Source organism: Enterobacter sp. WCHEn090032 (assembly GCF_003986875.1).
In the GTDB taxonomy this organism is placed as follows: Bacteria; Pseudomonadota; Gammaproteobacteria; order Enterobacterales; family Enterobacteriaceae; genus Enterobacter; species Enterobacter sichuanensis.
Genome location: NZ_RXRN01000011.1, coordinates 1 through 23936 on the forward strand (window position 1 = coordinate 1; position 23936 = coordinate 23936).

The 23936-nt window shown below is 53.9% G+C and carries 20 protein-coding genes and 5 tRNA genes; 5 read left to right on the forward strand and 20 right to left on the reverse strand.

Features of this window, described 5'->3' with window-relative positions:
* The 5 genes from EKN83_RS11135 to EKN83_RS11155 form a co-directional block, all read right to left on the reverse strand.
* Window positions 1-111, reverse strand: a 111-nt coding sequence (locus EKN83_RS11135; protein WP_001336758.1) for a GTP-binding protein, incomplete at its 3' end; no start/stop codon positions are given.
* A 118-nt stretch (window positions 112-229) separates the two neighbouring features.
* A tRNA-Thr gene (locus EKN83_RS11140) sits at window positions 230-305 on the reverse strand.
* A 6-nt stretch (window positions 306-311) separates the two neighbouring features.
* A tRNA-Gly gene (locus EKN83_RS11145) sits at window positions 312-386 on the reverse strand.
* A gap of 117 nt (window positions 387-503) precedes the next feature.
* Window positions 504-588: transfer RNA gene (locus EKN83_RS11150), tRNA-Tyr, on the reverse strand.
* 8 nt (window positions 589-596) lie between these two features.
* A tRNA-Thr gene (locus tag EKN83_RS11155) sits at window positions 597-672 on the reverse strand.
* 318 nt (window positions 673-990) lie between these two features.
* Between EKN83_RS11155 and coaA the strand changes: the two genes are divergently transcribed.
* Complete coding sequence (gene coaA / locus EKN83_RS11160; RefSeq protein ID WP_025759195.1) at window positions 991-1941, forward strand: type I pantothenate kinase; 951 nt, start codon at window positions 991-993, stop codon at window positions 1939-1941.
* Between the two features lie 45 nt (window positions 1942-1986).
* On the opposite strand, the gene dppF is transcribed toward coaA, so the two are convergent.
* From dppF to lpfA, 14 genes are all read right to left on the reverse strand, one after another.
* Window positions 1987-3000, reverse strand: a complete 1014-nt coding sequence (gene dppF, locus EKN83_RS11165) for a dipeptide ABC transporter ATP-binding subunit DppF (protein ID WP_045285991.1) — start codon at window positions 2998-3000, stop codon at window positions 1987-1989.
* The gene (gene dppD / locus EKN83_RS11170) at window positions 2997-3980 is read right to left on the reverse strand and encodes a dipeptide ABC transporter ATP-binding protein (RefSeq protein ID WP_008502772.1); all 984 of its coding nucleotides are present in this window, start codon (window positions 3978-3980) and stop codon (window positions 2997-2999) included. The genes dppF and dppD overlap by 4 nt, the downstream gene beginning before the upstream one ends.
* A 10-nt stretch (window positions 3981-3990) precedes the next feature.
* Window positions 3991-4893, reverse strand: a complete 903-nt coding sequence (gene dppC, locus EKN83_RS11175; RefSeq protein WP_025759191.1) for a dipeptide ABC transporter permease DppC — start codon at window positions 4891-4893, stop codon at window positions 3991-3993.
* A 9-nt stretch (window positions 4894-4902) separates the two neighbouring features.
* A complete protein-coding gene (gene dppB, locus EKN83_RS11180) occupies window positions 4903-5922 on the reverse strand; it encodes a dipeptide ABC transporter permease DppB (RefSeq protein WP_045285992.1) in 1020 nt (339 codons plus the stop codon).
* Window positions 5923-6099: 177 nt separating this feature from the next.
* Window positions 6100-7707, reverse strand: a complete 1608-nt coding sequence (gene dppA, locus EKN83_RS11190) for a dipeptide ABC transporter periplasmic-binding protein DppA (RefSeq protein ID WP_025759189.1) — start codon at window positions 7705-7707, stop codon at window positions 6100-6102.
* 620 nt (window positions 7708-8327) lie between these two features.
* A tRNA-Pro gene (locus tag EKN83_RS11195) sits at window positions 8328-8404 on the reverse strand.
* Between the two features lie 91 nt (window positions 8405-8495).
* On the reverse strand, window positions 8496-10187 hold the full coding sequence (gene eptB, locus EKN83_RS11200; RefSeq protein WP_126800923.1) for a kdo(2)-lipid A phosphoethanolamine 7''-transferase: 1692 nt from the start codon (window positions 10185-10187) through the stop codon (window positions 8496-8498).
* A gap of 259 nt (window positions 10188-10446) precedes the next feature.
* Complete coding sequence (locus EKN83_RS11205) at window positions 10447-11649, reverse strand: MFS transporter (RefSeq protein ID WP_008502767.1); 1203 nt, start codon at window positions 11647-11649, stop codon at window positions 10447-10449.
* 238 nt (window positions 11650-11887) lie between these two features.
* Window positions 11888-12586, reverse strand: a complete 699-nt coding sequence (locus EKN83_RS11210; RefSeq protein WP_088244015.1) for an autotransporter domain-containing protein — start codon at window positions 12584-12586, stop codon at window positions 11888-11890.
* Between the two features lie 151 nt (window positions 12587-12737).
* Window positions 12738-13247, reverse strand: coding sequence for a long polar fimbrial protein LpfE (gene lpfE / locus EKN83_RS11215; protein WP_409513608.1), 510 nt, complete (start codon window positions 13245-13247; stop codon window positions 12738-12740).
* A 23-nt stretch (window positions 13248-13270) separates the two neighbouring features.
* Complete coding sequence (lpfD, locus tag EKN83_RS11220; RefSeq protein WP_126800925.1) at window positions 13271-14338, reverse strand: long polar fimbrial protein LpfD; 1068 nt, start codon at window positions 14336-14338, stop codon at window positions 13271-13273.
* A 17-nt stretch (window positions 14339-14355) separates the two neighbouring features.
* A complete protein-coding gene (gene lpfC / locus EKN83_RS11225; RefSeq protein WP_126800926.1) occupies window positions 14356-16884 on the reverse strand; it encodes an outer membrane usher protein LpfC in 2529 nt (842 codons plus the stop codon).
* 23 nt (window positions 16885-16907) lie between these two features.
* On the reverse strand, window positions 16908-17606 hold the full coding sequence (lpfB, locus tag EKN83_RS11230) for a long polar fimbrial biogenesis chaperone LpfB (RefSeq protein ID WP_260591220.1): 699 nt from the start codon (window positions 17604-17606) through the stop codon (window positions 16908-16910).
* Window positions 17607-17664: 58 nt separating this feature from the next.
* Window positions 17665-18189 (reverse strand): long polar fimbrial major subunit LpfA, encoded by a 525-nt coding sequence (gene lpfA / locus EKN83_RS11235; protein ID WP_126800928.1) that lies wholly within the window; start codon window positions 18187-18189, stop codon window positions 17665-17667.
* A 349-nt stretch (window positions 18190-18538) separates the two neighbouring features.
* Here lpfA and tag point away from each other — a divergent pair, with 349 nt between their 5' ends.
* Together tag and EKN83_RS11245 are read left to right on the forward strand one after the other, a co-directional pair.
* Window positions 18539-19120, forward strand: coding sequence for a DNA-3-methyladenine glycosylase I (gene tag, locus EKN83_RS11240; RefSeq protein ID WP_025759181.1), 582 nt, complete (start codon window positions 18539-18541; stop codon window positions 19118-19120).
* Entirely contained in the window at window positions 19098-19544 is a 447-nt protein-coding gene (locus tag EKN83_RS11245; RefSeq protein WP_126800929.1) for an N-acetyltransferase, read from the forward strand. Before tag ends, EKN83_RS11245 begins: the two co-directional genes overlap by 23 nt.
* Here EKN83_RS11245 and EKN83_RS11250 read toward each other — a convergent pair.
* On the reverse strand, window positions 19507-21786 hold the full coding sequence (locus EKN83_RS11250) for a molybdopterin guanine dinucleotide-containing S/N-oxide reductase (protein ID WP_260591233.1): 2280 nt from the start codon (window positions 21784-21786) through the stop codon (window positions 19507-19509). The two genes, EKN83_RS11245 and EKN83_RS11250, sit on opposite strands and share 38 nt — an antisense overlap.
* A gap of 211 nt (window positions 21787-21997) precedes the next feature.
* Here EKN83_RS11250 and EKN83_RS11255 point away from each other — a divergent pair, with 211 nt between their 5' ends.
* Together EKN83_RS11255 and EKN83_RS11260 are read left to right on the forward strand one after the other, a co-directional pair.
* Entirely contained in the window at window positions 21998-22660 is a 663-nt protein-coding gene (locus EKN83_RS11255; RefSeq protein ID WP_021242473.1) for an OmpA family lipoprotein, read from the forward strand.
* A 179-nt stretch (window positions 22661-22839) separates the two neighbouring features.
* Window positions 22840-23856, forward strand: coding sequence for a LacI family DNA-binding transcriptional regulator (locus EKN83_RS11260; protein WP_021242472.1), 1017 nt, complete (start codon window positions 22840-22842; stop codon window positions 23854-23856).
* The last annotated feature ends 80 nt before the right edge of the window (window positions 23857-23936 follow it).

Sequence of the window (23936 nt, forward strand, 5' to 3'; positions counted from 1 at the left end):
TGCCAGAACGGTAGTGATTGCAGCGGTCAGCGTTGTTTTACCATGGTCAACGTGGCCGATAGTACCGACGTTAACGTGCGGTTTTGTACGTTCAAACTTTTCTTTAGACATCGATTGTCCCTCTAAGACACGGATAAATCGGTGATATCACCACATCAACCAGGCGAAATGCCTGAATTGTTGAATACAGTAAAATTGAAACAGAGAGAAACGGGAAGGAGAAGTGAAGTGGTGCTGATACCCAGAGTCGAACTGGGGACCTCACCCTTACCAAGGGTGCGCTCTACCAACTGAGCCATATCAGCACGTATTGGAGCGGGCAGCGGGAATCGAACCCGCATCATCAGCTTGGAAGGCTGAGGTAATAGCCATTATACGATGCCCGCATCCTGAAACTCGGCTACCCAGTTCTTTCTGTAACAAAAAAAGAGATTTCTCTCTTTTTCAGTTCGAGCTGATTCAGCTTTTAAACCAGCTCCGGCGGCATTTACGCTGCCAGAAAGTGGTGGTGGGGGAAGGATTCGAACCTTCGAAGTCTGTGACGGCAGATTTACAGTCTGCTCCCTTTGGCCGCTCGGGAACCCCACCGGACTTGATGGTGCCGACTACCGGAATCGAACTGGTGACCTACTGATTACAAGTCAGTTGCTCTACCTACTGAGCTAAGTCGGCATCAAGTAGCGCGCATTCTATGGATACCTGCGCGGTCATGCAACTAAAAATTTGCATAAAACGTTCTTTCGCTCACATTTTATGCGAACAGCGCATTGAGCGCTGTAAAAGTAGTCATTCACGGTCAAATATTCAACATATCAGTGTGATTTGCACCGTATACACCGTAGCGTGACGGCTTCCGCGTTACGCAGCGCTTTCCATCTTTTTTCTTATTATTCCTGTCATCTGGTGTTAACCTCCTGCCCATTGTCCAAAATTAACTGTGTGATGAGCCACGATCCGGCAGTTGTGATGCTGGCTCAATGAAGCATGCTTATGAGCAAAAAAGAGCAAACGTTAATGACGCCTTACCTTCACTTTAACCGCAGTCAGTGGGCTGCCCTGCGTGATTCCGTCCCTATGACGCTGACGGAGGGTGAAATCGCACGGTTAAAAGGGATAAACGAAGATCTGTCCCTGGAAGAGGTGGCAGAAATTTATCTCCCCCTCTCTCGCTTGCTTAACTTCTATATCAGCTCCAACCTGCGTCGTCAGGCGGTGCTGGAGCAGTTCCTCGGAACCAACGGTCAACGCATTCCTTATATCATCAGTATTGCCGGCAGCGTGGCCGTGGGTAAAAGCACCACAGCACGTGTCCTGCAGGCGCTGTTGAGCCGTTGGCCCGAGCACCGCAGCGTAGAGTTGATCACCACCGACGGTTTCCTGCATCCAAACGAAGTATTAAAAGAACGCGGGCTGATGAAGAAGAAAGGCTTCCCGCTCTCTTATGATATGCACCGCCTGGTGAAATTTGTCTCCGATCTGAAGTCTGGCGTGCCTCACGTGACGGCGCCGGTCTATTCACACCTGATCTATGATCGCATTCCGGGTGGGGATAAAACCGTGGTCCAGCCGGATATCCTGATTCTGGAAGGTTTGAACGTGCTGCAAAGCGGCATGGATTATCCTCACGATCCGCATCATGTCTTTGTCTCAGATTTCGTCGATTTCTCTATTTATGTCGATGCGCCGGAAGACCTTCTGCAAAACTGGTACATCAACCGCTTCCTGAAGTTCCGTGAAGGGGCGTTCACTGACCCGGACTCCTATTTCCACCACTATGCTCAGCTATCTGAAGAAGAAGCGATCAATGTGGCCACGGGGCTGTGGAAAGAGATCAACTATGTGAACCTCAAAGAGAACATCCTGCCCACACGCGAGCGTGCGAGCCTGATCCTCACCAAGAGCGAGAAGCACGCCGTTGACCAGATTCGCTTGCGGAAGTAATCACGCAGACATAAAAAAACCGGCTAAGCGCCGGTTTTTTTTATTTTATGCGTGTGGCTTCTCGCCATTTTCATCCTGATCGACTGCGAAGCAGGCAACCAGCTGACCACCATACTCCTTCAGCTGCGGCTGTAGCTGGGTGCAAGGGCCAAAGCGACGGCTGCAGCGGGCGTTGAATGCACATCCCGGAGGTGGATTCAGCGGGCTTGGCAGTTCACCCGTCAGCTTAATACGCTCACGACGATCGTCCGGGTTCAGACGCGGCGTCGCAGACAGCAGCGCCTGGGTATACGGGTGACGAGGATTATTAAAGATCTGGTCTTTGGTCCCCTTCTCCACGCAGCGTCCCAGATACATCACCATCACTTCATCAGCGATATGCTCCACTACCGACAGGTCGTGGGAGATAAAGACGTAAGAGAGCCCCAGCTCCTGCTGCAGATCCATCATCAGGTTCAGCACCTGCGCGCGGACAGAAACATCGAGCGCTGAAACCGGTTCATCGGCAATCACCACGTCCGGATCGAGCATCAGCCCCCGCGCGATCGCGATACGCTGACGCTGCCCGCCGGAGAACATATGCGGATAGCGGTCATAATGCTCGGTTTTGAGGCCGACCTTCGCCATCATCGCCAGCGCTTTTTCACGGCGCTGCTCTTTGCTCAGATTGCTGTTAATCAACAGCGGCTCTTCCAGAATCTGCCCTACTTTTTTACGCGGGTTCAACGAACCGTACGGGTTCTGAAACACAATCTGGATTTTCTGGCGACGCAGCTTCTGCGCCTGCGGGTCATGCTTGAGCAGATCCTGCCCCTGATAATAGAGCTCGCCGCCGGTCGGCACTTCAATCATCGTCAGCAGGCGGCCCAGCGTGGATTTACCGCAGCCAGACTCCCCCACCACCGCCAGCGTTTTACCGCGTTCGAGGTTAAAGGAGACGCCGTCCAGCGCTTTCACCAGGCGCTCAGGGGCAAACAGTCCCTTCTTCACCGGGTAGTATTTTTTCAGATCGATGGCCTGCAACAGCGGCTGTTGCGTGGTGGCCTGTGGCGTACTCATAGTGTTGGCCTCCCGGCATCATCGAGTGGGTAGTGGCATTTTGACTGACGACCGTCAGCAAGCTGGTTCAGCTCTGGCTCTTCTGCCCGACATTTGTCTGTCGCATACGGGCAGCGCGGGTTAAGCAGACAGCCCTGCGGACGGTCATATTTCCCCGGTACCACGCCCGGCAGCGAGGCCAGGCGCGCTTTGTCCTGGGCAAACTCCGGCAGCGCGCGTAAAAGCGCCTGGGTATACGGGTGACGCGGCGCACGGAAAATATCGTGCGAATTTCCGGTCTCGACCACCTGGCCGGCATACATCACGATGATCTTATGCGCCGCTTCGGCCACCAGCGCCAGGTCGTGCGTAATCAGCACCAGCGCCATATTCTCTTTCTGCTGCAGCTCCAGCAGCAGCTCGATGATTTGCGCCTGAATGGTCACATCCAGCGCCGTCGTCGGCTCATCCGCAATCAGCAGTTTTGGTCGACAGGCAATCGCCATCGCGATCATTACGCGCTGGCTCATCCCTCCGGAGAGCTGATGCGGGTAAACGTCCAGACGGGATGCCGGGTCAGGGATCCCGACCTGGTTCAGCAGATCGATCGCACGCTGGCGACGGGTTTTCTTATTCCCGCCCTGATGCACCTTGATCGCCTCCATAATCTGGAAACCGACGGTGTAGCACGGGTTCAGGCTGGTCATTGGATCCTGGAAAATCATCGCCACTTCCGCGCCCACCAACTGGCGGCGCTGTTTTTCAGAAATGCGCTTCAGATCCTGACCGTTGAACTGCAGGTTTTCCGCCATCACGCGGCCCGGATAATCAATCAGACCCATGATCGCCAGTGAACTGACTGACTTACCGGAACCGGACTCCCCGACAATACCTACCACTTCGCCCTGATTAACGCTGTAGCTGATGCGGTCCACGGCGCGAAACGGGGTGCCTTCATCGCCGAAGTGCACCGATAATTTATCTACATTTAATAACGCCATCTCGTGCCTCTTACTGCTTCAGTTTGGGATCAAGTGCATCACGCAGGCCATCACCCATCAGGTTAAATGCCAGCACCGTCAGCAGGATTGCCAGACCCGGGAAGGTGACAACCCACCAGGCGCTTTGTGCGAACTGCAACACGTCGGAGAGCATGGTGCCCCACTCCGGTGTTGGCGGCTGCGCACCCATGCCCAGGAAGCCAAGAGCGGCCATATCAAGAATGGCGTTAGAGAAACCGAGCGACGCCTGAACAATCAGCGGCGCAAGGCAGTTAGGGAAGATATTGACGAACATCTGACGCATCGCACCCGCACCCGCCACGCGAGACGCGGTGACGTAGTCGCGATTCACTTCCACCAGCACTGCCGCACGGGTTAAACGTACGTAGTGAGGGAGTGCCACGAAGGTCAGCGCCAGCGCGGCGTTACCGATCGACGGGCCAAATATCGCCACCAGCACCAGGGCCAACAGCAGACTAGGCAGCGCCAGCATGATGTCAACAATACGCATGATGATGTTATCAACGATACCGCCGAAATAACCCGCAACCAGGCCGAGGATGATCCCCATAATCAGGGACAGCACCACCACCAGGCAGCCGACCAGCAGCGACAGCCGCGCGCCATACATCAGACGCGACAACACATCGCGGCCCACGTCATCGGTTCCTAACAGGTGCGCCAGGCTACCGCCATCCTGCCATGCCGGTGGTGCAAGCAGCGCATCGCGGAACTGGTCCGCCGGGTTATAGGGTGCCAGCACGTTCGCAAACACCGCAATGAGGATCATGATAGAGACATACACCAGCCCCACCACCGCGCCTTTGTTGCGCTTGAAGTAGTGCCAGAATTCCTGCAGCGGCGTCATTGGAACCGGTGCAGCAACCACTTTATTTTCAGAAACGTGTGACATGATGGCCCCTTACTTCTTATGACGAATACGCGGGTTCACCACGCCGTACAGCAAATCGACCAGCAGGTTGACGAGGATAATCATCGTCGCGACCAGCAGTACACCGCCCTGCACAACCGGATAGTCACGGCGTTGCAGCGCATCAATCAGCCAGCGGCCCAGACCCGGCCAGGAGAAGATGGTTTCGGTCAGGATCGCCCCCGCCAGCAATGTCCCCACCTGCAGCCCGATAACGGTTACCACCGGCAGCATGGCGTTACGCAGCGCATGGACGATGATGACGCGCATACGCGTCAGGCCCTTGGCGCGCGCGGTGCGGATATAATCCTCACCCAGCACTTCCAGCATGGACGAACGGGTCATACGCACGATGACCGCCAGAGGAATGGTACCCAGCACCATGGCAGGCAGGATCATATGCGCGACGGCATCAATGAAGTTGCCCTCTTCGCCCCAGATAGCCGTATCAATCAGCATAAAGCCAGTGAGTGGGTTGGAGTCATCCAGGAAGACCATGTCGCTGACGCGCCCGGAGACCGGCGTCAGGTTAAGCTGAACCGAGACCAGCATGATCAGCATCATGCCCCACCAGAAGATAGGCATGGAGTAGCCGGTCAGCGCCAGGCCCACGGCAGTATGGTCAAAAATGGAGCCACGTTTAACGGCAGCCAGTACCCCAACCGGAATACCCACCGCGGTGGCAAAAATCATGGCGCAGACGCCAAGCTCCAGTGTCGCTTTAAAACGCGGCACGAACTCGTCCCACACCGGAAGACGGCTTTTCAACGAAATCCCTAAGTCGCCGTGCATGACGCCCCAAATATAATGGAGGTACTGCTGCCACATCGGCTTATCGAGGCCGAGTTCAGCCAGCAGCTGTGCATGGCGCTCAGGGGAAATACCACGCTCGCCCGCCATAATCATTACCGGGTCGCCGGGGATCATATGGACGAAGGCAAAAGTGAGAAGGGTGATACCGATAAACGTGGGGATAACAAGTCCCAGACGTCGGAGGATGAACTGCAACATAACCCGGATTCTCTCTGATGACGCACGACCAGTGGCGTGGCGTCTGTATTGCTCACAAATCTTATCCCCTCTCCTTTCAGAGAGGGAATAAAGCACTGCTGCCGGGTGACGCTACGCTTACCCGGCCTACATACCGTAGGCCAGTGCAAGCGCAGCGCCGCCTGGCGTGGCTTTTAATTATTCAACAGAAACGTTTTCGAAGTGGTGTTTGCCCAGTGGATCAACCACGTAGCCTTTCACTTCTTTGCGCACTGGCTCGTACACGGTGGAGTGAGCAACAATCAGCGCCGGAGCCTGATCGTGCATGACAACCTGCGCCTGCTTGTACAGTTCAATACGTTTGTTGTGATCGTCGGTCGCACGCGCCGGCTGGATCAGGTCTTCAAACGGCTTGTAGCACCAGCGAGAGTAGTTAGAACCATCTTTTGCCGCCGCGCAGCTGAACAGGGTAGCGAAGAAGTTGTCCGGATCCCCATTGTCACCGGTCCAGCCCATCATTACCGCCTGGTGCTCACCCGCTTTGGCACGCTTCAGATACTCGCCCCACTCGTAGGTCACAATCTTGGCCTGAACGCCAATTTTCGCCCAGTCAGCCTGAACCATTTCAGCCATGCGGCGTGCGTTCGGGTTGTATGGACGCTGTACCGGCATCGCCCACAGCTCAACGGTAAAGCCTTTATCCTGGCCTGCTTCTTTCAGCAGCGCTTTCGCTTTCTCAGGATCGTAGGTGTAGTCTTTAACGTCATCGTTATAGCCCCACATGGTAGGTGGGATCAGGTTTTTGGCAGCAACGCCAGCGCCCTGGTAAACCGCTTTGATGATCGCTTCTTTGTTCACCGCGTAAGTCAGCGCCTGACGCACTTTTACGTCATCGAACGGTTTCTTCTCGGTGTTGAAAGAGAGGTAGCCTACGTTAAGACCCGCCTGCTCCAGCAGGTTGATGTTCTTATCCTGCTTCATGCGAGCAATGTCAGCCGGGTTCGGGTATGGCATCACCTGGCATTCGTTTTTCTGCAGTTTTGCATAACGCACTGACGCATCAGGCGTAATAGAGAAGACCAGACGGTCGATCTTCGGCTTGGTTCCCCAGTAGCCTTCGAACGCTTTGTAGAGAATACGGGAGTCTTTCTGGTACTGCAGCAGCTGGAATGGACCGGTACCGATTGGGTTCAGGTCAACTTTCTCCGGCGTACCGGCTTTCAGCATATTATCCGCGTACTCTTTAGACAGAATAGAGGCGAAGTCCATGGCCAGATCCGCCAGGAATGGCGCTTCAGGACGCGTCAGCACGAACTGAACGGTATTATCGTCCACTTTTTTCACTTCAGCGATCAGGTCCGGCAGACCCATCCCTTCGAAGTATTCATAGCTGCCGCCAGAAACTTTGTGATACGGGTTCTGGGCGTTTTTCTGACGATCGAAGGAGAACACAACGTCGTCGGCGTTAAAGTCGCGCGTTGGTTTGAATTCTTTGCTGTCCTGCCACTTCACGCCCTTGCGCAGGTGGAAGGTATAGGTTTTACCGTCTTCGCTGACGTCCCACTTCTCCGCCAGACCCGGAATCACTTCCGTAGTACCGGTTTTGAATTCAACCAGACGGTTATAGATTGGTACAGAGCTTGCGTCGTATGTCGTACCAGAGGTAAAGAGCTGTGGGTTAAAGCCTTCCGGCGAGCCTTCAGAACAGTAAACCAGGGTTTTTGCCTGTACACTTGCTGCCACGGTCATAGCCACCAGGCTCAGACCAAGCTTCAGCATCCCTGACTTCTTCAAGGAAATACTCATTATTCTGCTCCAATGTGATGTTTTGCTTTGTTGTGTTACGCCGCCAGACCTTTATTTATTTTTTACCCGGTCCGGTCGGTGATGCCCGAAGGCGTTAAAGGGATGGAGAATCCTTTCAGAAGAGCGTTTGAGTTGCAGCGCAGATCGTCCCTGAAATGCCCCTCATGCCCTACAATCTGTCAACAGAATGTGAAAACGTCAATACAGGTGACGGGGATTTACGCTGAGTGTGAGAAACCGCAAACAAAGATTAAAAAAACTATGTATGCCAGTTTTCAGCAGGGAAATTTATGCTACTCGCCATGTTGCAGCACAACTATCTTCATATTGCGCAACAATCAGTGATTAACTTTTATTCAGAATGGTTAAATTTTCTTGCAGAATGGTGATAATCTGAGCACTAAATACCGCGAACGTTAAAACGCACAGCGAAAAATGCTGAGGTTATCCATAAGCAACGCGAAAAAAGATCAATCTATATATAAAAAAATACAATGGATTATGTCACAAAATCGTTAACAGGCAGGGTGAAGCGAGGCTAAGGGGCATTTTGGCCACTCTGAAGCGCTAAGATCATAATGCAAAAAGGGCTAACCTTGCGGTTAGCCCTTTTCAGAATGTGGTCGGCGAGAGAGGATTCGAACCTCCGACCCACTGGTCCCAAACCAGTTGCGCTACCAAGCTGCGCTACTCGCCGAATGCGGAGCGCATCTTACTGCTGAGGTGCGCCCCCGTCAATCCCTTAATTTAAAAAAGCCCTTCAACTGGCGATATTCTCGCCAGGCGAGCTACTGCGCGGCTTTAGCGGTGCTGTCAGGGAGTTTGCACCAGTTGTTATTTTCGTTCAGACCGCCGTCCGGAGAGGTATAACCCAGGCAGCCTAAAATTGTGTCGTACAGCTCAACGTGACGACGTGGCACCTTCATGTCCGCCTCTTTTTTCAGGTGAGCAAACATCTTCGCTTTCTCCGGATCCTCCAGATACTTGTCAGACATCCACACCATCATCGGTACGCGGAACTGCTCCGGCGGCGCCATCTTACGTGGCGTACCGTGCAGGTGCTCGAATTCATTGATGGATTCACCATGGTCCGCCGCATAGAACACTATCGCTTTCTTATCACGCACCTGGTCAATGACCGAATCAATAAAGTGATCCACATACATCACGGAGTTGTCATAAGAGTTAATCAGCTGCTCTTTAGTGCAGTCTTTATCCACCCCGACACATTCCGGCGTCCATTTCGCAAAGCTACGCGGGTAGCGTTGCGTGTAGTTAAAGTGCGACCCTTTGGTATGCAGGATAATCATGTGTTTACCGTTCGGGTTGCCGTTGAGAGACAACTTCATCTCATCAATCAGCAGCATGTCATCAACAGGCTTACCGCGGTTACGCGCCTCCGCACCAATCTGCTCGCGGTAGGAAATGTTCTGCGCCATGGTGTTGCTGTAGAACCACATCTCGCTCTGCATCGCATACAGGTCAGATGTAAACCCAAGCTGATGCAGCACCGAGAAGACGTTTTGCTCTTTCAGCGTCCGCTGTGGGTTATCGCTCGCCCCTCCTTCGCGTACGAACATGCAGCGCAAGGAGAGCTTGGTGGCGGTATCACAGGAGTAGCCGCGATAGGCAATCAGGTTTTTCTCCTGCGCCAGTTTTGGCGTTGTATCGCGGTCATAGCCAAGAATACCCATATGATCCCAGCGCGTGGTTTCCCCAATAATAAAGACGACGTAGGTGTCGTCGATATCTTTTGGCGCGACATAGGTAAACTTCTTCGCCGGGTTCATCAGCGATTTATTATCAGAAGACTCATCTACCTGCGCCCACGCATACAGCCCCAGCGCAGAGATCCAGTTAGACGGTAAATACGAGTTGGCAACCACACCGCCGTAGCTTGGTAGATCCACGCCGGAGGTACGTTCGTCATACTTCTGTTTCACCTCCAGCAGACGAATTGGCCCCCAGACCATCAGCCCGGCCAGCAGAACAATCGCAACGCTTCTGAAGCGTTTACCCGGCGTGCGGATCTGGTGAACCAGCGTGTACCGGCAGCGGTTACTCCAGATGAGCAGCAACGGCAAAGCACTGACCGCCACTACCCAGAGAATAAAGTGCAACCCCACGACCTCTTTAGAGAGATCGATATCCGTGGTCATCACCGAGGCAATAATGCCGTAGCCAATGACCACATTCATAAAGGTCATGTAATAGCTGGCCCCCGCCGAGCACAGCACGATAAACGTTGCCAGCACTCGCCACACGCGACGGCCAAACAGGGTCAGAATACGGAATAAAAAGAAGGTGACCAGTACCGCGGCGACCAATTCGACAACCGCTGCAATTCCTTTCCAGGCGGTAAAATCTTGCGCATAACCGTCAAACCGACGGAAAAAAACCGCGCCATTCATAAACAGGCCGATGTACAACGCCAGCAAAAAGCAGAGCTTTTGTTGCGCCATCGATTTAATGTATTTCATGCAAGCTACCCGGAAATAAGGGACAGTACCGCCGCCTGCCTCGGTTAAAAAGCAGACAGATTAAACATACGCTCAAGGGATCGTTCAATGAAACGTCTGGAGGCGTGGTAAGTAGACCACAGGGAAGCAGAAAAGTGGCAGAAGAGAGTGTGATCGGTACAGTTATTTACAAAAAAGCAAATCCCGAGACAGACAAAAACGCTTTATTTCCCGTTTTCAGAAAATACAAAGGCCGGATAACCGGCCTTTCGTGTCGTCATTACGCATGAACTTCTTTGAAAACTTCACGCTGCGGTTGGCGAATCGTGGTAGAGAGCGCCAGGGAGATAATCAGCAGAGCGAAAATCACGCAGAAGGTCACATAGAACCCACCGAACAGGGAAGCAATCAGCGAGCCACAGATGCTGCCAATCCCAAAGCCCAGATAGATAACGCCGTAGTTTTTCGCCAGATTATTCAGACCAAAGAACTCGCTCACCAGTGACGGGAAGACCGTAATGGTGCCACCGAAGTTAAAGGCCACACAGGCAATCGCCGCAAAGAAGGTTGCTTCGTTCAGCGGGGCAAACAGGAGAGCCGCCATACCGACCAGCGAAACCACCTGTCCAATCGTAATCACGCGGATGCGGGCGATTTTGTCAGACAGAATACCGAGTACCAGACGACCGGAGAGGTTGGCAATGGAGATCACGGTCACCGCATTGGCCGCCGTGGCCGCATCCAGTTTTACCATCCCCTGCGCGATGTCTTTTGCGACACCGATAACATACAGACCGCTCATGCAGGCCGTCAGGAACATCACCGCCAGCATCCAGTACTGGGGTTTACGCATGGACTGCGCGAGTGTGAAGTCGTTCTCCACTACGCCGTTCACGGATTTAACTTCCTGCTGTGGCGCATCTTTCATCAGGGTGGCGCCGAACAGAATCATCACCAGAACAATCGCCCCCCAGATCATAAAGGTTTTTTCGAGGCCAACGGATGCCAGCAGGTGGGCATCGATAAATTTAAAACCGAGACTGCCCAGACCATAAGATCCGATGGCAAACGCAGAGATCAGGCCTTTACGTTCCGGGAACCACTTCACGCAGTTCGACAGGGTCAGCAGGTAACCTGCACCATCCGCCAGCCCCACCAGCACCCCGGCGCTCAGCCACAGCATCATCAGGTTGCTGGAATGCGCCGTCAGGAAAAAACCCAGGCCGAGCAGGATCCCGGACGCCATGGTCACACGCTTCACGCCAAAACGTTCCTGCAGCTTGCCCGCCACGGAAGACGAAATCGCCAGCCCCAGGCTCAAGAGACCAAAGGAGAACGCGACCTGGCTAACCGGTGCACCGAGTTTGTCGGAAAGGGCACTGTTAAACAGACTCCAGGTATAGACCGAGCCCAGCGCAAACTGGGTGACGATGGTGCCAAAGAGCGTGAGCCAGCGCGTACGGTTATAAGTTGATGTGTTCATGGCAGTTGTCCTGCAAGAGAAATTGAGGGAATTCGCTGAGGACAACAATAAACAAAACCTTAATATGCCTGGGGTAAAACGGCATGAAGTGCAGGCGAAACGGAATGAAATGCCTGGAATCGGGAATGAATGGCCTGGCCCGGGAATAAAGCGATAGAGTGTTAGTACCTGCTATCGCTGTAACCCCTGCGGTTATTGTATTCAGGATGTTATCGTAACGTTTAAAAAAGTAACAACGCTAGAAATTTGCATTAACACCCAGGGTGTACAAAAACTCCTCTCCGCTGGTGGTGTGTTCCCCTTGTGCAAGCGACGCATAGGCCGCAACGTGGGTGTTAAACGGCATATCCGTTCCCACGGTCACATCCATCCAGTTGCCGTTTTGTGCCGGAGAGGGTGTCTGCGGCATGCCAAACTGCGATTTCCACTGATTCTCACCAAACTGCTGGTTATAGCTAATCTGCGCCCAGGGACGGAGATCGCCGTAGCGGGTATTCACACGCCACCCCAGCGTGCTGACGCTGGCATGCCAGAGCGGGTCGCTGGACGTTTGCATTGTCGCACTATCACCAAACTCGTTAATCATCATGGGAGCCGTGCCGTCATAACGCCACGCCACCACCGGGCCAGTGTTGATGCCCGCTGAAACCGGAAAATTCCAGCCCACGCTCATCGCTCCGTCCAGGGTGCTGCCAGACGGCACATTCAGGGCCAGACCAGGCGCGTCTTGTGAAGACTGAATTCGCTCAGCGAGAATATCCTCATAACGCGGTGGGTGATCCGCGTCCCAGGTATAGCGTTCCGCCGTATTATTTTGGGCGTCTGAAACGATATATTCCTGTTGCCAGGCAGACGCTGTATTACAAAAAAACAGGCAGGCTGAAATCCCCACCAGGCCAGAAGCAGCATGGCGACCACTGATTTTTTTTATCATCATCAATGCGACCCCAGAGAGAGCCGAATTCGGCGATTATTATCATTTTCAGGACGAGATTTTAGAGCCTATGGCTCTGTATTAACTATTGTCTTTTTCACCAGCACGTCAAGCCAGCCAGGTTGAATTATTTAACGTTCTGTCAGCCACTCCTCTATTCATAAACAACGCTGAAGTTCAGCATGGCGTTAGCCGCCCCCGATTTTGCATCAGGACTGACCGTGACATAGCTGGCGATATATCTCAGCGCGTTATTTCCATCAGTGGGGATGGTATGTGCCAAAGGCGTGGGATCGGTGCTCAGCGGAAACTGCTGAACACCCTCGTCGGTTTTAATTTTCAGGGCAATCCCCGTCGCGCCGCCGCTGTCCAGCGCGAAAAGACGGGGGTCTGTGCTGTCCGCCAGGCCATCCATAGTGACGTAAGTCCGGGCGACGTTAGCACAGTTTTTTAGCGCAATGGTAAACGCCTTTTGATTAAGTTCACGCCCAGCCTGTACCGGGCGCGGCAGTATTACCGACCCCATGTCCACCTCAATGTTGTCCTGCTCCAGTTCGCAGGTTCCCTGACGAATGCTGATGGTGAAATGTACATCTCCGGCAGACCCTATATTGACGGGAGCCGCCCAGGCACCGCAGGAGATCAGCAGTCCGCCATAGATCATCGCGTTTATCCTTTTCACGGGCGTCACTCCACATCAATTCGCAGGGTGGCGATGCCTTCAAAATCGCCGGTTTCCGGCAGCTTACCGGTTGTGCTTACAGGCGAGAATGAAAGCGTGGTGGAGGCAGTACGGTGGATGTCATCCGTCAGCGGCGAGGCCGTCAGCGCCTGCGCATCCGTGCTATTCGGTTTTAGCACCACGCCGCTGGCATTTTTGATCACTGCGCCAATATCCGGGTTGCCGAGATCGATGGCTGAACTGTCATTCGGATTCGGCGTTCCCTCAATGCGCAGGAGAATTTTCACGCCGTCAGAAATATTAGTGCAGTTAAACTGCAGTTCTTTCGTCACCGGCGAGGCACCGGCCGGAAGTTGTCCTTTACGATCCTTAAAATCATGGGCCTGGAATTCACCGAAGGGGATCTCCAGCGTGCTACCGCTGGCCAGTTCACAGCCCTGGGGCACGGTGACAGAACCACTGAGATAGACCGCAGCCATAGGTGTTGCACTGTATACGCCGGGCTTATAAGTACCGTACAGCTCCATAATATTGGTAGAGGGTATATCCAGTTGCCCGACAAAGGGGTGATGAATATAAAGCGATAAGCTTCCTTTAGCGCCTGTACCCGCTTTATCGGTACCATTAGGATTAACATCACATGCCAGGCGGGCGTTATACTCATTTGAAACATTTTCAAAAGGCGCATCAACATACGCTTTCTTTGTCCCTTCGATCCGAATTTTGGTCGCGATCTGAATATTATTATTTACAATGAAATACTGTTGTGAACCATCATTGTGCCCAAAAGGGAGCGATGTTCTTGCGCTAAAAATCGTGGGCCTGGACTCTTGATTATCGGGGCACTCACATTTCACCTGATAATATTCCCCCAGATCCCAGGCATAAAAATCTGGAAACACGGTGCCTGAACTGTTCTCAGAGGTATCAGTCACCGTTTTAATCATCAGGGCATTAAACTGACGCGTCCCGTCCGTAGGGATGCAGGGTCCCCAGTCGTCTGCCGCCAGCGCCTGGTGGGAAAACAGCGCCGCACACACCAGCCCGATTAGCGCAAAAATACGTTGATACATCGTCTTTTCCTTCCCTGTTATCGACAGACCGCGTGGGTCATCACCACGTCGCTGCTGTTTTGCTGCTCTGGCAGCGTAAAGTTAACGCGACACTGCTGATCGACATTGTTACCCCAGCGCAGCTGTAGCATCCCGCTCTCCGGCATTCCGCTGATATAAAGCTGCCCCTCTTCACCCACAATGCTGCTGTTCTCTTTCTTATCATTCACCAGCGTGGCCGTAGCGCCAAAAGGCACGACCCGGCCATCAACCTGAGTGACGTTCATCAGCACCCGGTAGCCCACGCGGGTATCGAAGCGAGCCCGTACGATGGCACCCCGCGTGGGCACCACGTTCACCGAGGCACTGTCCAGATCCACCCGACTGTTCAGGCTGTCGCTTCTCAGCGCGACCTCTGTTTCACGGTACGGACTGAGGTAAGGCACCACCGCATTCCCCATCCAGTCCACCGTCACTCCACCGTTATTGACCACTCTCGCGCCCCGCGCGCCCGGCGCCGAAATCAGCGCCATCGACTCACCCAACGGCTGTGACAGCGTAATCCCTTCGCTGTGGGCAATAATCCCGCCGCGCAAACCATAGTTAACCTGCTGACTGTCGCGGTTGTAGTTATAACCCACGCTGGCATTGCCAAATCCCCCCTGGTAATCCAGACTGGCGTTGCCGCTGTTGCCAACACCATTGCTGCCATACCCTTCCTGGACGCTGTAGTTGAGGTTATGGTCTTCCAGCGCAGAGCCGCTTAACCCCGCCTGTTGCAGGGTACGTCCATGCTGGTCGGTGGTAAGATGATAGTTGCTCCATACCCGCCCGAGCGGCACCGACAGGCTAAACGACCACAGGCGGTCACTCTCACGACCATCGTGGCTTTTGGTCCAGGAGTAGGCCACGCTGTAATTCACCCGGCCAATACGTCCGTTATAGCCAGCGTTAATGGAGCGCTGCTTACCTTCATCATTCCAGTAATCCTGCTGTGTAGCGTTAACATAAACCGAACCGTAGCTGCCCATCTGCTGGCTGACGTTAGCCTGGATCTGGCTGCGCTTGTGGTAGTTGGCAGAATCGCTGCCTGCGTCGTTGCGCACATCTGTTGCTTCCTGGAAGGTATAAAAACCGCTGGTCGAATACTTGTAGCCCATCAGGCGAAAATCCGTCCCGCCGTTAAAGCTTTTGGAATAGAGGAAGCGATAAGACTGTCCTTCTTCGGAGCGACCATCCCCCAGCGTGCTTTTAGCCTGGGTGACATCAATGGAGATCGCGCCAATGTAGCCGAAGTTTTTCCCTAGCCCCGTCGCCAGTGCGTTGTAATCCTCAGACAGGATGGCGCCGCCATAGGCGGTAAAACCCAGCGGCAGCCCGTACATGGCATCAAACTGTCCAAATTTTGGCTCACCACTGCGGTAATTCCCGGCGCGATATTCCCCACCGGAAAGCGTGTATTTGAGATGCCCCTCGCGCTGAAAAATCGCGACCGACGAGAAAGGCTGAATAAAGGTCTGCTCGCTGCCATCGGCCTCTTTCACCTTCACCGTCAGGTCGCCGCTGTTCGAGGTGGGATAAAGATCGTTAATCTCAAATGCGCCAGGCTGTACATATGCACGGTAAATGACGTAACCATTCTGTTCGATGGTCACCTCGGCGTTGCTTTTCGCGATACCACGTACTACGGGGGCAAACCCTCGCTGGCTGTCCGGCAACATATCATCGTCCGAGGCCAGCATGACACCACGCATCTGCACGCTGTCAAAGATATCGCCCGCCGTTGAGGTATCCCCGAGGGTAAGTTCAGCTTTCAGCGGCACGATGGCGCGACTCAGAGATGTACCAAGATTATCCCAGTGCTGTTCACCGTCGTTGCGGGTCCAGGTACTGTAGTTACGCAAACGCCATGGCCCCATATTCATACCGCTGCGCATATTCAGGTAATAGTTGTCGCTGCTGTCACTCAGATCGCTGTTATGGTCGTTGTAACTGGAATGACTGCCGGAAAAGTTGTAGTCCAGCAGCAGAGCGTTGATCCCCTCATCCCAGCGTGATTCGGGTACCGTACCGCGCGCGGTTTGCTGCATAGCGGCCTGGGGGAAACGCATCACCAGCGTTTGTTCAGCAAAATCAAAATGGCTTGCCGCCTGGGGAATAATCTCTTCAAAGGCAACGCAGGCTTCAGGTGGAGCCTGCTTAAGCGCCGGGAAGCTGTCGATACGCACACCCATACCTTCAAGCTGCACCCGACTCAGGCAAGGCATCAGCGTTTCACCCAGTTTATCGTGCTGAGCCGGAGTCGCCGCTTTAAACTCCAGCGTTCTGGACTCCATCTTGCGGTCATTCACTACCACTGCCACCCGATATTTGCCAGGTACCTGCTCAGCACTTTTCGATTCAAACAACGAGAGATCGACGTGCTGATCAATACCAGGTACCTCTTCCAGAAAACGTGGATTAAACTTTCCCGCCCATGCAGGGGACGTCCCCGCCACCATCAGCGCGAGTGCAGACAACGAGAAATGGGGAGCGTTTCTGGCAAAAAAATGTGACATCCATGGCATTGCGGCGTTCCTTAAGACAATGTTCAGTTCAGATGCTGCGTCAGCATCTCGCCTGCCGTCCCAAAGTCATTGATAATGTTATATTTAACGTCTTTTACCTGACCCACTTCTGCGGGGAGCTGGATAATCAATGAGCCTTTTGCAGGGACCATTCCCAACTTTTCAACAGCGTGCCCATCGGCATAAAGCTGATTAAACGTAAGATTGAAAGCGGAAGGATTGGTCACACTGAGTTGGTGTTTTCCCACGCGAGAGAAACGCAGTGTTTCCCAGCCATCCATACTTTTGCCCTGAAGACCCGCCGGGCGATAAAAAAGCTTAAGGCGTGTACGTACCGCAATCTGCAGCACATTCTTGTCCGCTGAGCCCTCGCTTTGTGCAGGAATGGATTTTACGTTTATCCAGTAAACAGACTCGCGATCCTGGGGCAGCGCATCCGTGGTTTTCACAATACGCAGGACGTTATTTTTCGTTGGATTCAGTTTGAACAAAGGCGGCGTGATGATAAAGGGCGTTTTTTTACTGCCATTGATATCATCAATCCAGGACTGAATAAGAAATTCATCCGTCGTGCTTTTATTATTCACCATGAGCGACGCTTCTTTTTTACTCCCGTCATATATCACTCGCGTACTGCTCAGCGCCACCCCAGCGGCGTAACCGGTTGACGTAAAAAATGAAAGTATTAATGTGCCGAGTAATATAAACCTGCCACCTCTCATGATTCTCTCCATCGAATCATCAAAGGCAATAGAAACTATTGCCTTTTCTCTTTGTCAATTATTCGTACGTCAGATTGAAGTCAACTTCTGCATTACCATAACCCGTAGTTACAGCAGCCTTGGTGGCAACATAATTGGCGGTGTAGTACAGAACGGTTTGACCCGCCTGAAGCGTCGTTGTCGCTTTTCCTGTATTTACATCAATCAGCTTATTCGCATTGTCATAGATGCCGATACCTACGCCTGAAGCAGAGCCAGCCTCCGTGTTGACGGAGAGCAGCGAATCGTTTGTTTCATCGGCGATGCCTGAAAAACTCACGTTAACTTTGGTCTTGCTGGAGATATCACATTCTTCCAGTTTGATTTCAAATGGTCTGGAAGAAGATTTATCGCCCACTGCGGTGAATACACTCTTTTTCACCTGGCCGAGCACAACCTCCTGATTTTGTGAATCAACAGAGATGACGCAGGGTGAATCAACTATTTCACCAGTGAATTTGATCGTACCATCACCGGACGCTGCGGCAAAAACGGATGACGACATAACAGCAAGAACCGGAAAAAGCGCAATGATCTTTTTCATTAAAACTCCTTTTAAAAAATACGCCAATGGGATAAAACAAGTCAGGAAATATAATACACATGCCGAATCAATAAAATAATATTAATTAAAGAATGCATTAAGTAAAATTAAATACTTCTTTAAGTATCATAAAAATAATATTTAATTTAAATATCTAAACTTATGCGAATTAATCAGCCCTGAAAATATAATTCCTATCAATACAATCCAAAAATACATTTGGCGAATGTCAGAATGATACGCGGTTCACAGTGTCATCGAAGAGGTTATGCGCTTTGGAGGCTGAACCGTCATAATGTCCGCAGGCTATCGATTCGTTTAGCATCAACATCATTAAGGGACATCGCCTATGCAACGTTGCGGTTGGGTAAGCCAGGATCAGCTTTATATCGACTATCACGATCGGGAATGGGGCGTGCCGGAAAGGGAGGGCAAAAAACTCTTCGAGATGATCTGCCTGGAGGGCCAGCAGGCGGGTTTGTCATGGATTACGGTACTGAAGAAACGCGAAAACTACCGCAATGCCTTTCACCAGTTCGATCCTGTCGCCGTCGCCGCCATGACCGATGACGACGTGGAACGCCTGGTGCAGGATGCCGGTATCATCCGCCATCGCGGTAAGATCCAGGCCATCATTGGTAACGCACGCGCTTACCTGGCGATGGAGCAAAACGGTGAATCCTTTTCAGCGTTTGTCTGGACGTTCGTGAATAACGAACCACAAATCACGCAGGCCGCCACGCTGGCGGAAATCCCCGCCTCGACGCCGGCCTCGGATGCGCTCTCGAAGGCCCTGAAAAAACGTGGCTTCAAGTTTGTCGGCTCCACTATCTGCTACGCCTTTATGCAGGCCTGTGGCCTGGTCAACGACCATGTTACCGGCTGCTTCTGTCATCCGGGAGGCCATCATGATCCGCAAATGGCAAAGTGAGAATACCGCGCCGCTTTTGAGCCTATGGCTTGAAAGCACCACAGAAGCGCATCCGTTTATTGAGGCGAGTTACTGGAAAGAAAATGAAGCCATGGTACGGGACATTTACCTGCCTTCGGCTGAAACCTGGGTCTGGGAACAGGATGGCGAACCTTGCGGATTTATCAGCGTGATGCAGTCGCAGTTTGTCGGCGCACTGTTTGTCGCACCGGGGTATATCGGTAAAGGCATCGGGCGAGCACTGCTGAACCACGTTCAACAGCGCTTCCCGCACTTAAGCCTGGAGGTGTATCAGAAAAATGTCCGGGCGGTGAATTTCTACCACGCGCAGGGTTTTCGTATTGAAGACAGCGCCTGGCAGGATGACACTCAACACCCGACCTGGATCATGAGCTGGCAGGCGGATCAAACGCCGTTAAGGTAAGCTCGGGTCCCTGATATTTCTCGACCCAGGCCAGCGCCGTGTTTCCTGCACAACCATTCCCCAGCTTCGAGCTGGGGAGATCTTTGGTCAGTACGTTAACCGCCCCGTTTTTACAGATCCCCCCTTCGGTGGGCTCCAGGTCAGGCCAGGCGCCCTGGTGAATACAGAAAACGCCCGGTTTAATCCCGTCGCTCACGACCGCTCCGGCCAGCACCTGTCCGCGATGGTTCCAGACGCGCACCACGTCACCGTCGACAATTCCGCGGGCTTTTGCATCGAGGCTATTCAGCGTAATCGGCTCTCGCCCTGCAACCGCATACCGCTCACGCAGTGACGAATAGTTAAGCTGGCTGTGCAGACGATGCGCGGGATGGGCTGACAACACCTGCAACTGCCCCGGCTGGGCGTTGCCGTGCCATTCGTCCGGCTCGAGCCACATAGGGTGCGGCGGGCAGTCGGCGTAGCCAAAGCTGGCGATGCGCTCGCTGTAGATCACCATCTTTCCGCTCTCGGTTTTCAGCGGGTGCTTTTCCGGGTCGCGTCGGAAATCGGCGAAACGGACAAACTGCGCGTTCTGTTCACTCTCCGGCATTTCGACGATCTGGTTTGCTTCCCAGAATTCAGTAAAGGGCGGTAGCGTGACGCCCTGGGCGGCCCCGCGCTGAGCGGCAATCTGATAGAAGGTTTCCAGCCATTCGAGATCAGTTTTCCCCTCGGTGAAACGCTCCCGACCACCCGCTTCCCACAGCTCGCTCAGCTCAGCAAATACGTCAAAGTCATCACGCGCTTCATCACGTGGCGCCACCACGCGCTTCATCGGCACCATATGCTGGTTGCTGTAGTCGCCGGTCATGGTGAGATCGTTACGCTCAAACGAGGTGGTCGCCGGCAGCACGATATCGGCGTGTTTGGCCGAGGCGGTCCAGAAGCACTCTGAGATCACCACCAGCTCCGGCTTCTGCCAGGCGCGGATCAGACGATGGGTATCCTGATGATGGGTGAAGTTCGCCCCACCCGCCCACCAGACGAATTTAATCTCCGGGAAATGGCGGTCCTGACCGTTGTGCTGATAAAAACCGCCCGGATTTTCCAGGGCTTCAACAATACGCGCCACCGGAATTTTATCCACGGCATCCACGCCCCCCTGCACCGAGCCCTGCATGGAAGCCAGTACGGCCGCTTTACGGGTGGGGTTACCGCCGTTCGCGAAGTGATAAGAGAGACCAAAGCCACCGCCCGGGGTACCGATCTGCCCGATCATCGCGGCGAGCGTCACCAGCATCCAGTGTTTTTGCTCGCCAAACTGCTGGCGCTGCATCCCCCAGCCGGACATCAGCATCGTGATGTTTTGATGGAATAACGCCGCCAGTTCGCGGAGTTTATCCGCAGGAACGCCGCAAATGCCTGCCGCCCACTCTGCCGTTTTGGCCACGCCATCCGTTTTCCCCGTCAGATAGTCGGCGAATTTATCGAAGCCGGTGGTACAACGCGTCAGGAATTCGACATCGTGCCAGCCGTTTTCGACCAGCGTATGGGCGATACCTAACATCATTGCCACGTCGGTGCCCATATGCGGGGCAATCCACTCGGCGCTGTCGCCAAAGAAGTCCATGGTTTCAGAACGCATCGGGTCAATACAGATGATACGCTTACCGCTTTTACGCAGCGCGTCAAAATAGCCAATGCCCTGTTCGTCGCTGGCATTCCAGGCAATTTTCAGCGTGTTGAGGGGGTTAGCGCTCCAGAGCACCACCACGTCGGTGTGTTCCAGCACCAGCGGCCAGCTGGTCTGTTGCTGATAAACCTCATTGCCCCCCACCACATACGGCATAATCGCTTGCGCCGCGCCGGTGGAGTAATCCCCGAGATGGCCGGTGTAGCCTCCCGCCAGGCTCATATAACGCTGCAGCAGCGTCGAGGCCTTATGCAGCACGCCGTTTGAACGCCAGCCGTAAGAGCCGGCAAAAATAGAGGCAGGGCCGTAGCTCTCGCGGATCCGCTTGTGCTGCGTGTGGATCAGCGCCAGCGCGTCATCCCAGCTCACGCGAACAAATTCGTCCTGACCCCGAATGCCCTGTGGCTTGTCCGGCGAAGCCAGAAATCCTTTACGCACCATCGGCCAGCGCACGCGCGTTTTGCTGTGCACCTGATCGCGAACGACGGTCTGTAAAGAGTTGGGATGTTGGGTTGGCAATGCCCCGCGAGACGACAGGACATTCTCGCCATCGGTTTCGACCAGCATCGGCCCCCAGTGGGCGGCGGTCAGAATGGTTTTCGTTGAGGTGCTCAAGCGTGCGCTCCTGGTTGCGTGCAGGTTTACGGCCTTCTTATTGAGGCAGTTTATGGTTTGTCACAAATTTCAGAGTTATCCCCGGAATTTTCTCCGTATCCGGACGTCATAATCAACTGCCACGCTCGCCGTGGCAAAGAATAAAAAGGATTAAGGAAAGAAGATGAAAAAACGCGTACTCGTTATTGCCGCTCTGGTGAGCGGTGCACTGGCTGTTTCTGGCTGCACAACCAACCCTTACACCGGCGAACGCGAAGCGGGTAAATCCGGTATCGGCGCGGGTATCGGCTCGCTGGTAGGCGCAGGCGTAGGGGCACTCTCCTCCTCCAAGAAAGACCGCGGCAAAGGCGCGCTGATTGGCGCAGCAGCGGGCGCGGCGCTGGGCGGCGGCGTCGGTTATTACATGGACGTACAGGAAGCGAAACTGCGCGACAAAATGAAGGGAACCGGCGTGAGCGTCACCCGCAGCGGGGATAACATCATCCTGAACATGCCAAACAACGTGACCTTCGACAGCAACAGCGCCACGCTGAAACCTGCGGGTGCTAACACCCTGACCGGCGTGGCGATGGTGCTGAAAGAGTACAACAAAACCGCCGTGAACGTGATTGGCTACACCGACAGCACCGGCAGCAAGGATCTGAATATGCGTCTGTCCCAGCAGCGCGCCGATTCCGTGGCCAGCTCGCTGATTACCCAGGGTGTAGAAGCAAACCGCATTCGCACCAGCGGCATGGGCCCAGCTAACCCTATCGCCAGCAACAGCACGGCGGAAGGCAAAGCGCAGAACCGCCGCGTTGAGATTACGTTAAGCCCAATTCAGTAGGTAAAAGCAAAACGGCAACCCCGTTGCCGTTTTTAGTGTTTGCGCCCTCTCCCGTGGGAGAGGGTTGGGGTGAAGGCATCAGACCGCAACCTCCGATAAGCGCAGCGCCACCGGGCAAATTACTTGATTCGTCCGATTTTCCCGCTAAGGTATTCTCACTAAATTCAGGGAAATCAGTGATGAGCAAACCAGCCCGGGCCACTATCAGCGACGTGGCGAAAGCCGCCAGAACCGGTAAAACCAGTATTTCGCGCTATCTCAACGGCGAGAAACACCTGTTGTCTGATGCCCTGCTGGCGCGAATTGAACAGGCGATTGCCGATCTCGACTATCGTCCCAGCCTGATGGCGCGCGGACTCAAACGCGGCCGCACCCGTCTCATCGGTCTTATCATCGCCGATATCACTAATCCCTATTCCGTTAACGTGCTCAGCGGTATCGAAGCGGCCTGTCGCGAGAAGGGCTTCACGCCGCTGGTCTGTAATACCAACAACGAAGTCGACCAGGAGCTGCACTATCTCGATCTGCTGCGCAGCTATCAGGTGGAAGGGATTGTGGTTAACGCGGTGGGCATGCGGGAAGAAGGATTAAATCGCCTGCAGCAGTCCTCCCTGCCCATGGTCCTCATCGACCGTAAAATTCCCGAATTTGCCTGCGATGTGGTCGGGCTGGATAACACCCAGGCCGCCACGACCGCCACTGAACATCTGATTGAACAGGGTTTCGAGGCCATTCTGTTTCTGAGCGAACCGCTGGGCATGGTTAACACCCGTCGTGAACGCCTGGGCGCATTTCGCGCCACGCTGGAGCGTTATCCGGGTGTTATCGCCGAAAATGCCGAAACGCCGCTTCACGAAGCCGACCAGCTCGACAACACCCTGCGCCAGTTCCACACCCGCCATCGCGGGATGCGCAAAGCTGTGATCTCCGCCAACGGGGCGCTGACGCTTCAGGTCGCTCGTTCGCTCAAACGCATTGGCCTGCACTGGGGCAGCGACATTGGTCTGCTGGGGTTTGATGAACTGGAGTGGGCGGAGCTGGCCGGTGTCGGCATCACCACCCTCAAACAACCCACCTGGCAAATTGGCTATGCTGCTGTAGAACAAGTGGTTCGTCGTATCGAAGGTATCAGCGATGCGGTTCGCGAGCAGGTGTTCTCCGGTGAACTGATTGTTCGCGGCTCCACCGCGCGTTAATTTCCCCTTGTGATGTCGATCATAAATTCAACATCCTGACCTTTTCTTTGGAACCGGTTCCATCTAGCGTAATAGTATTG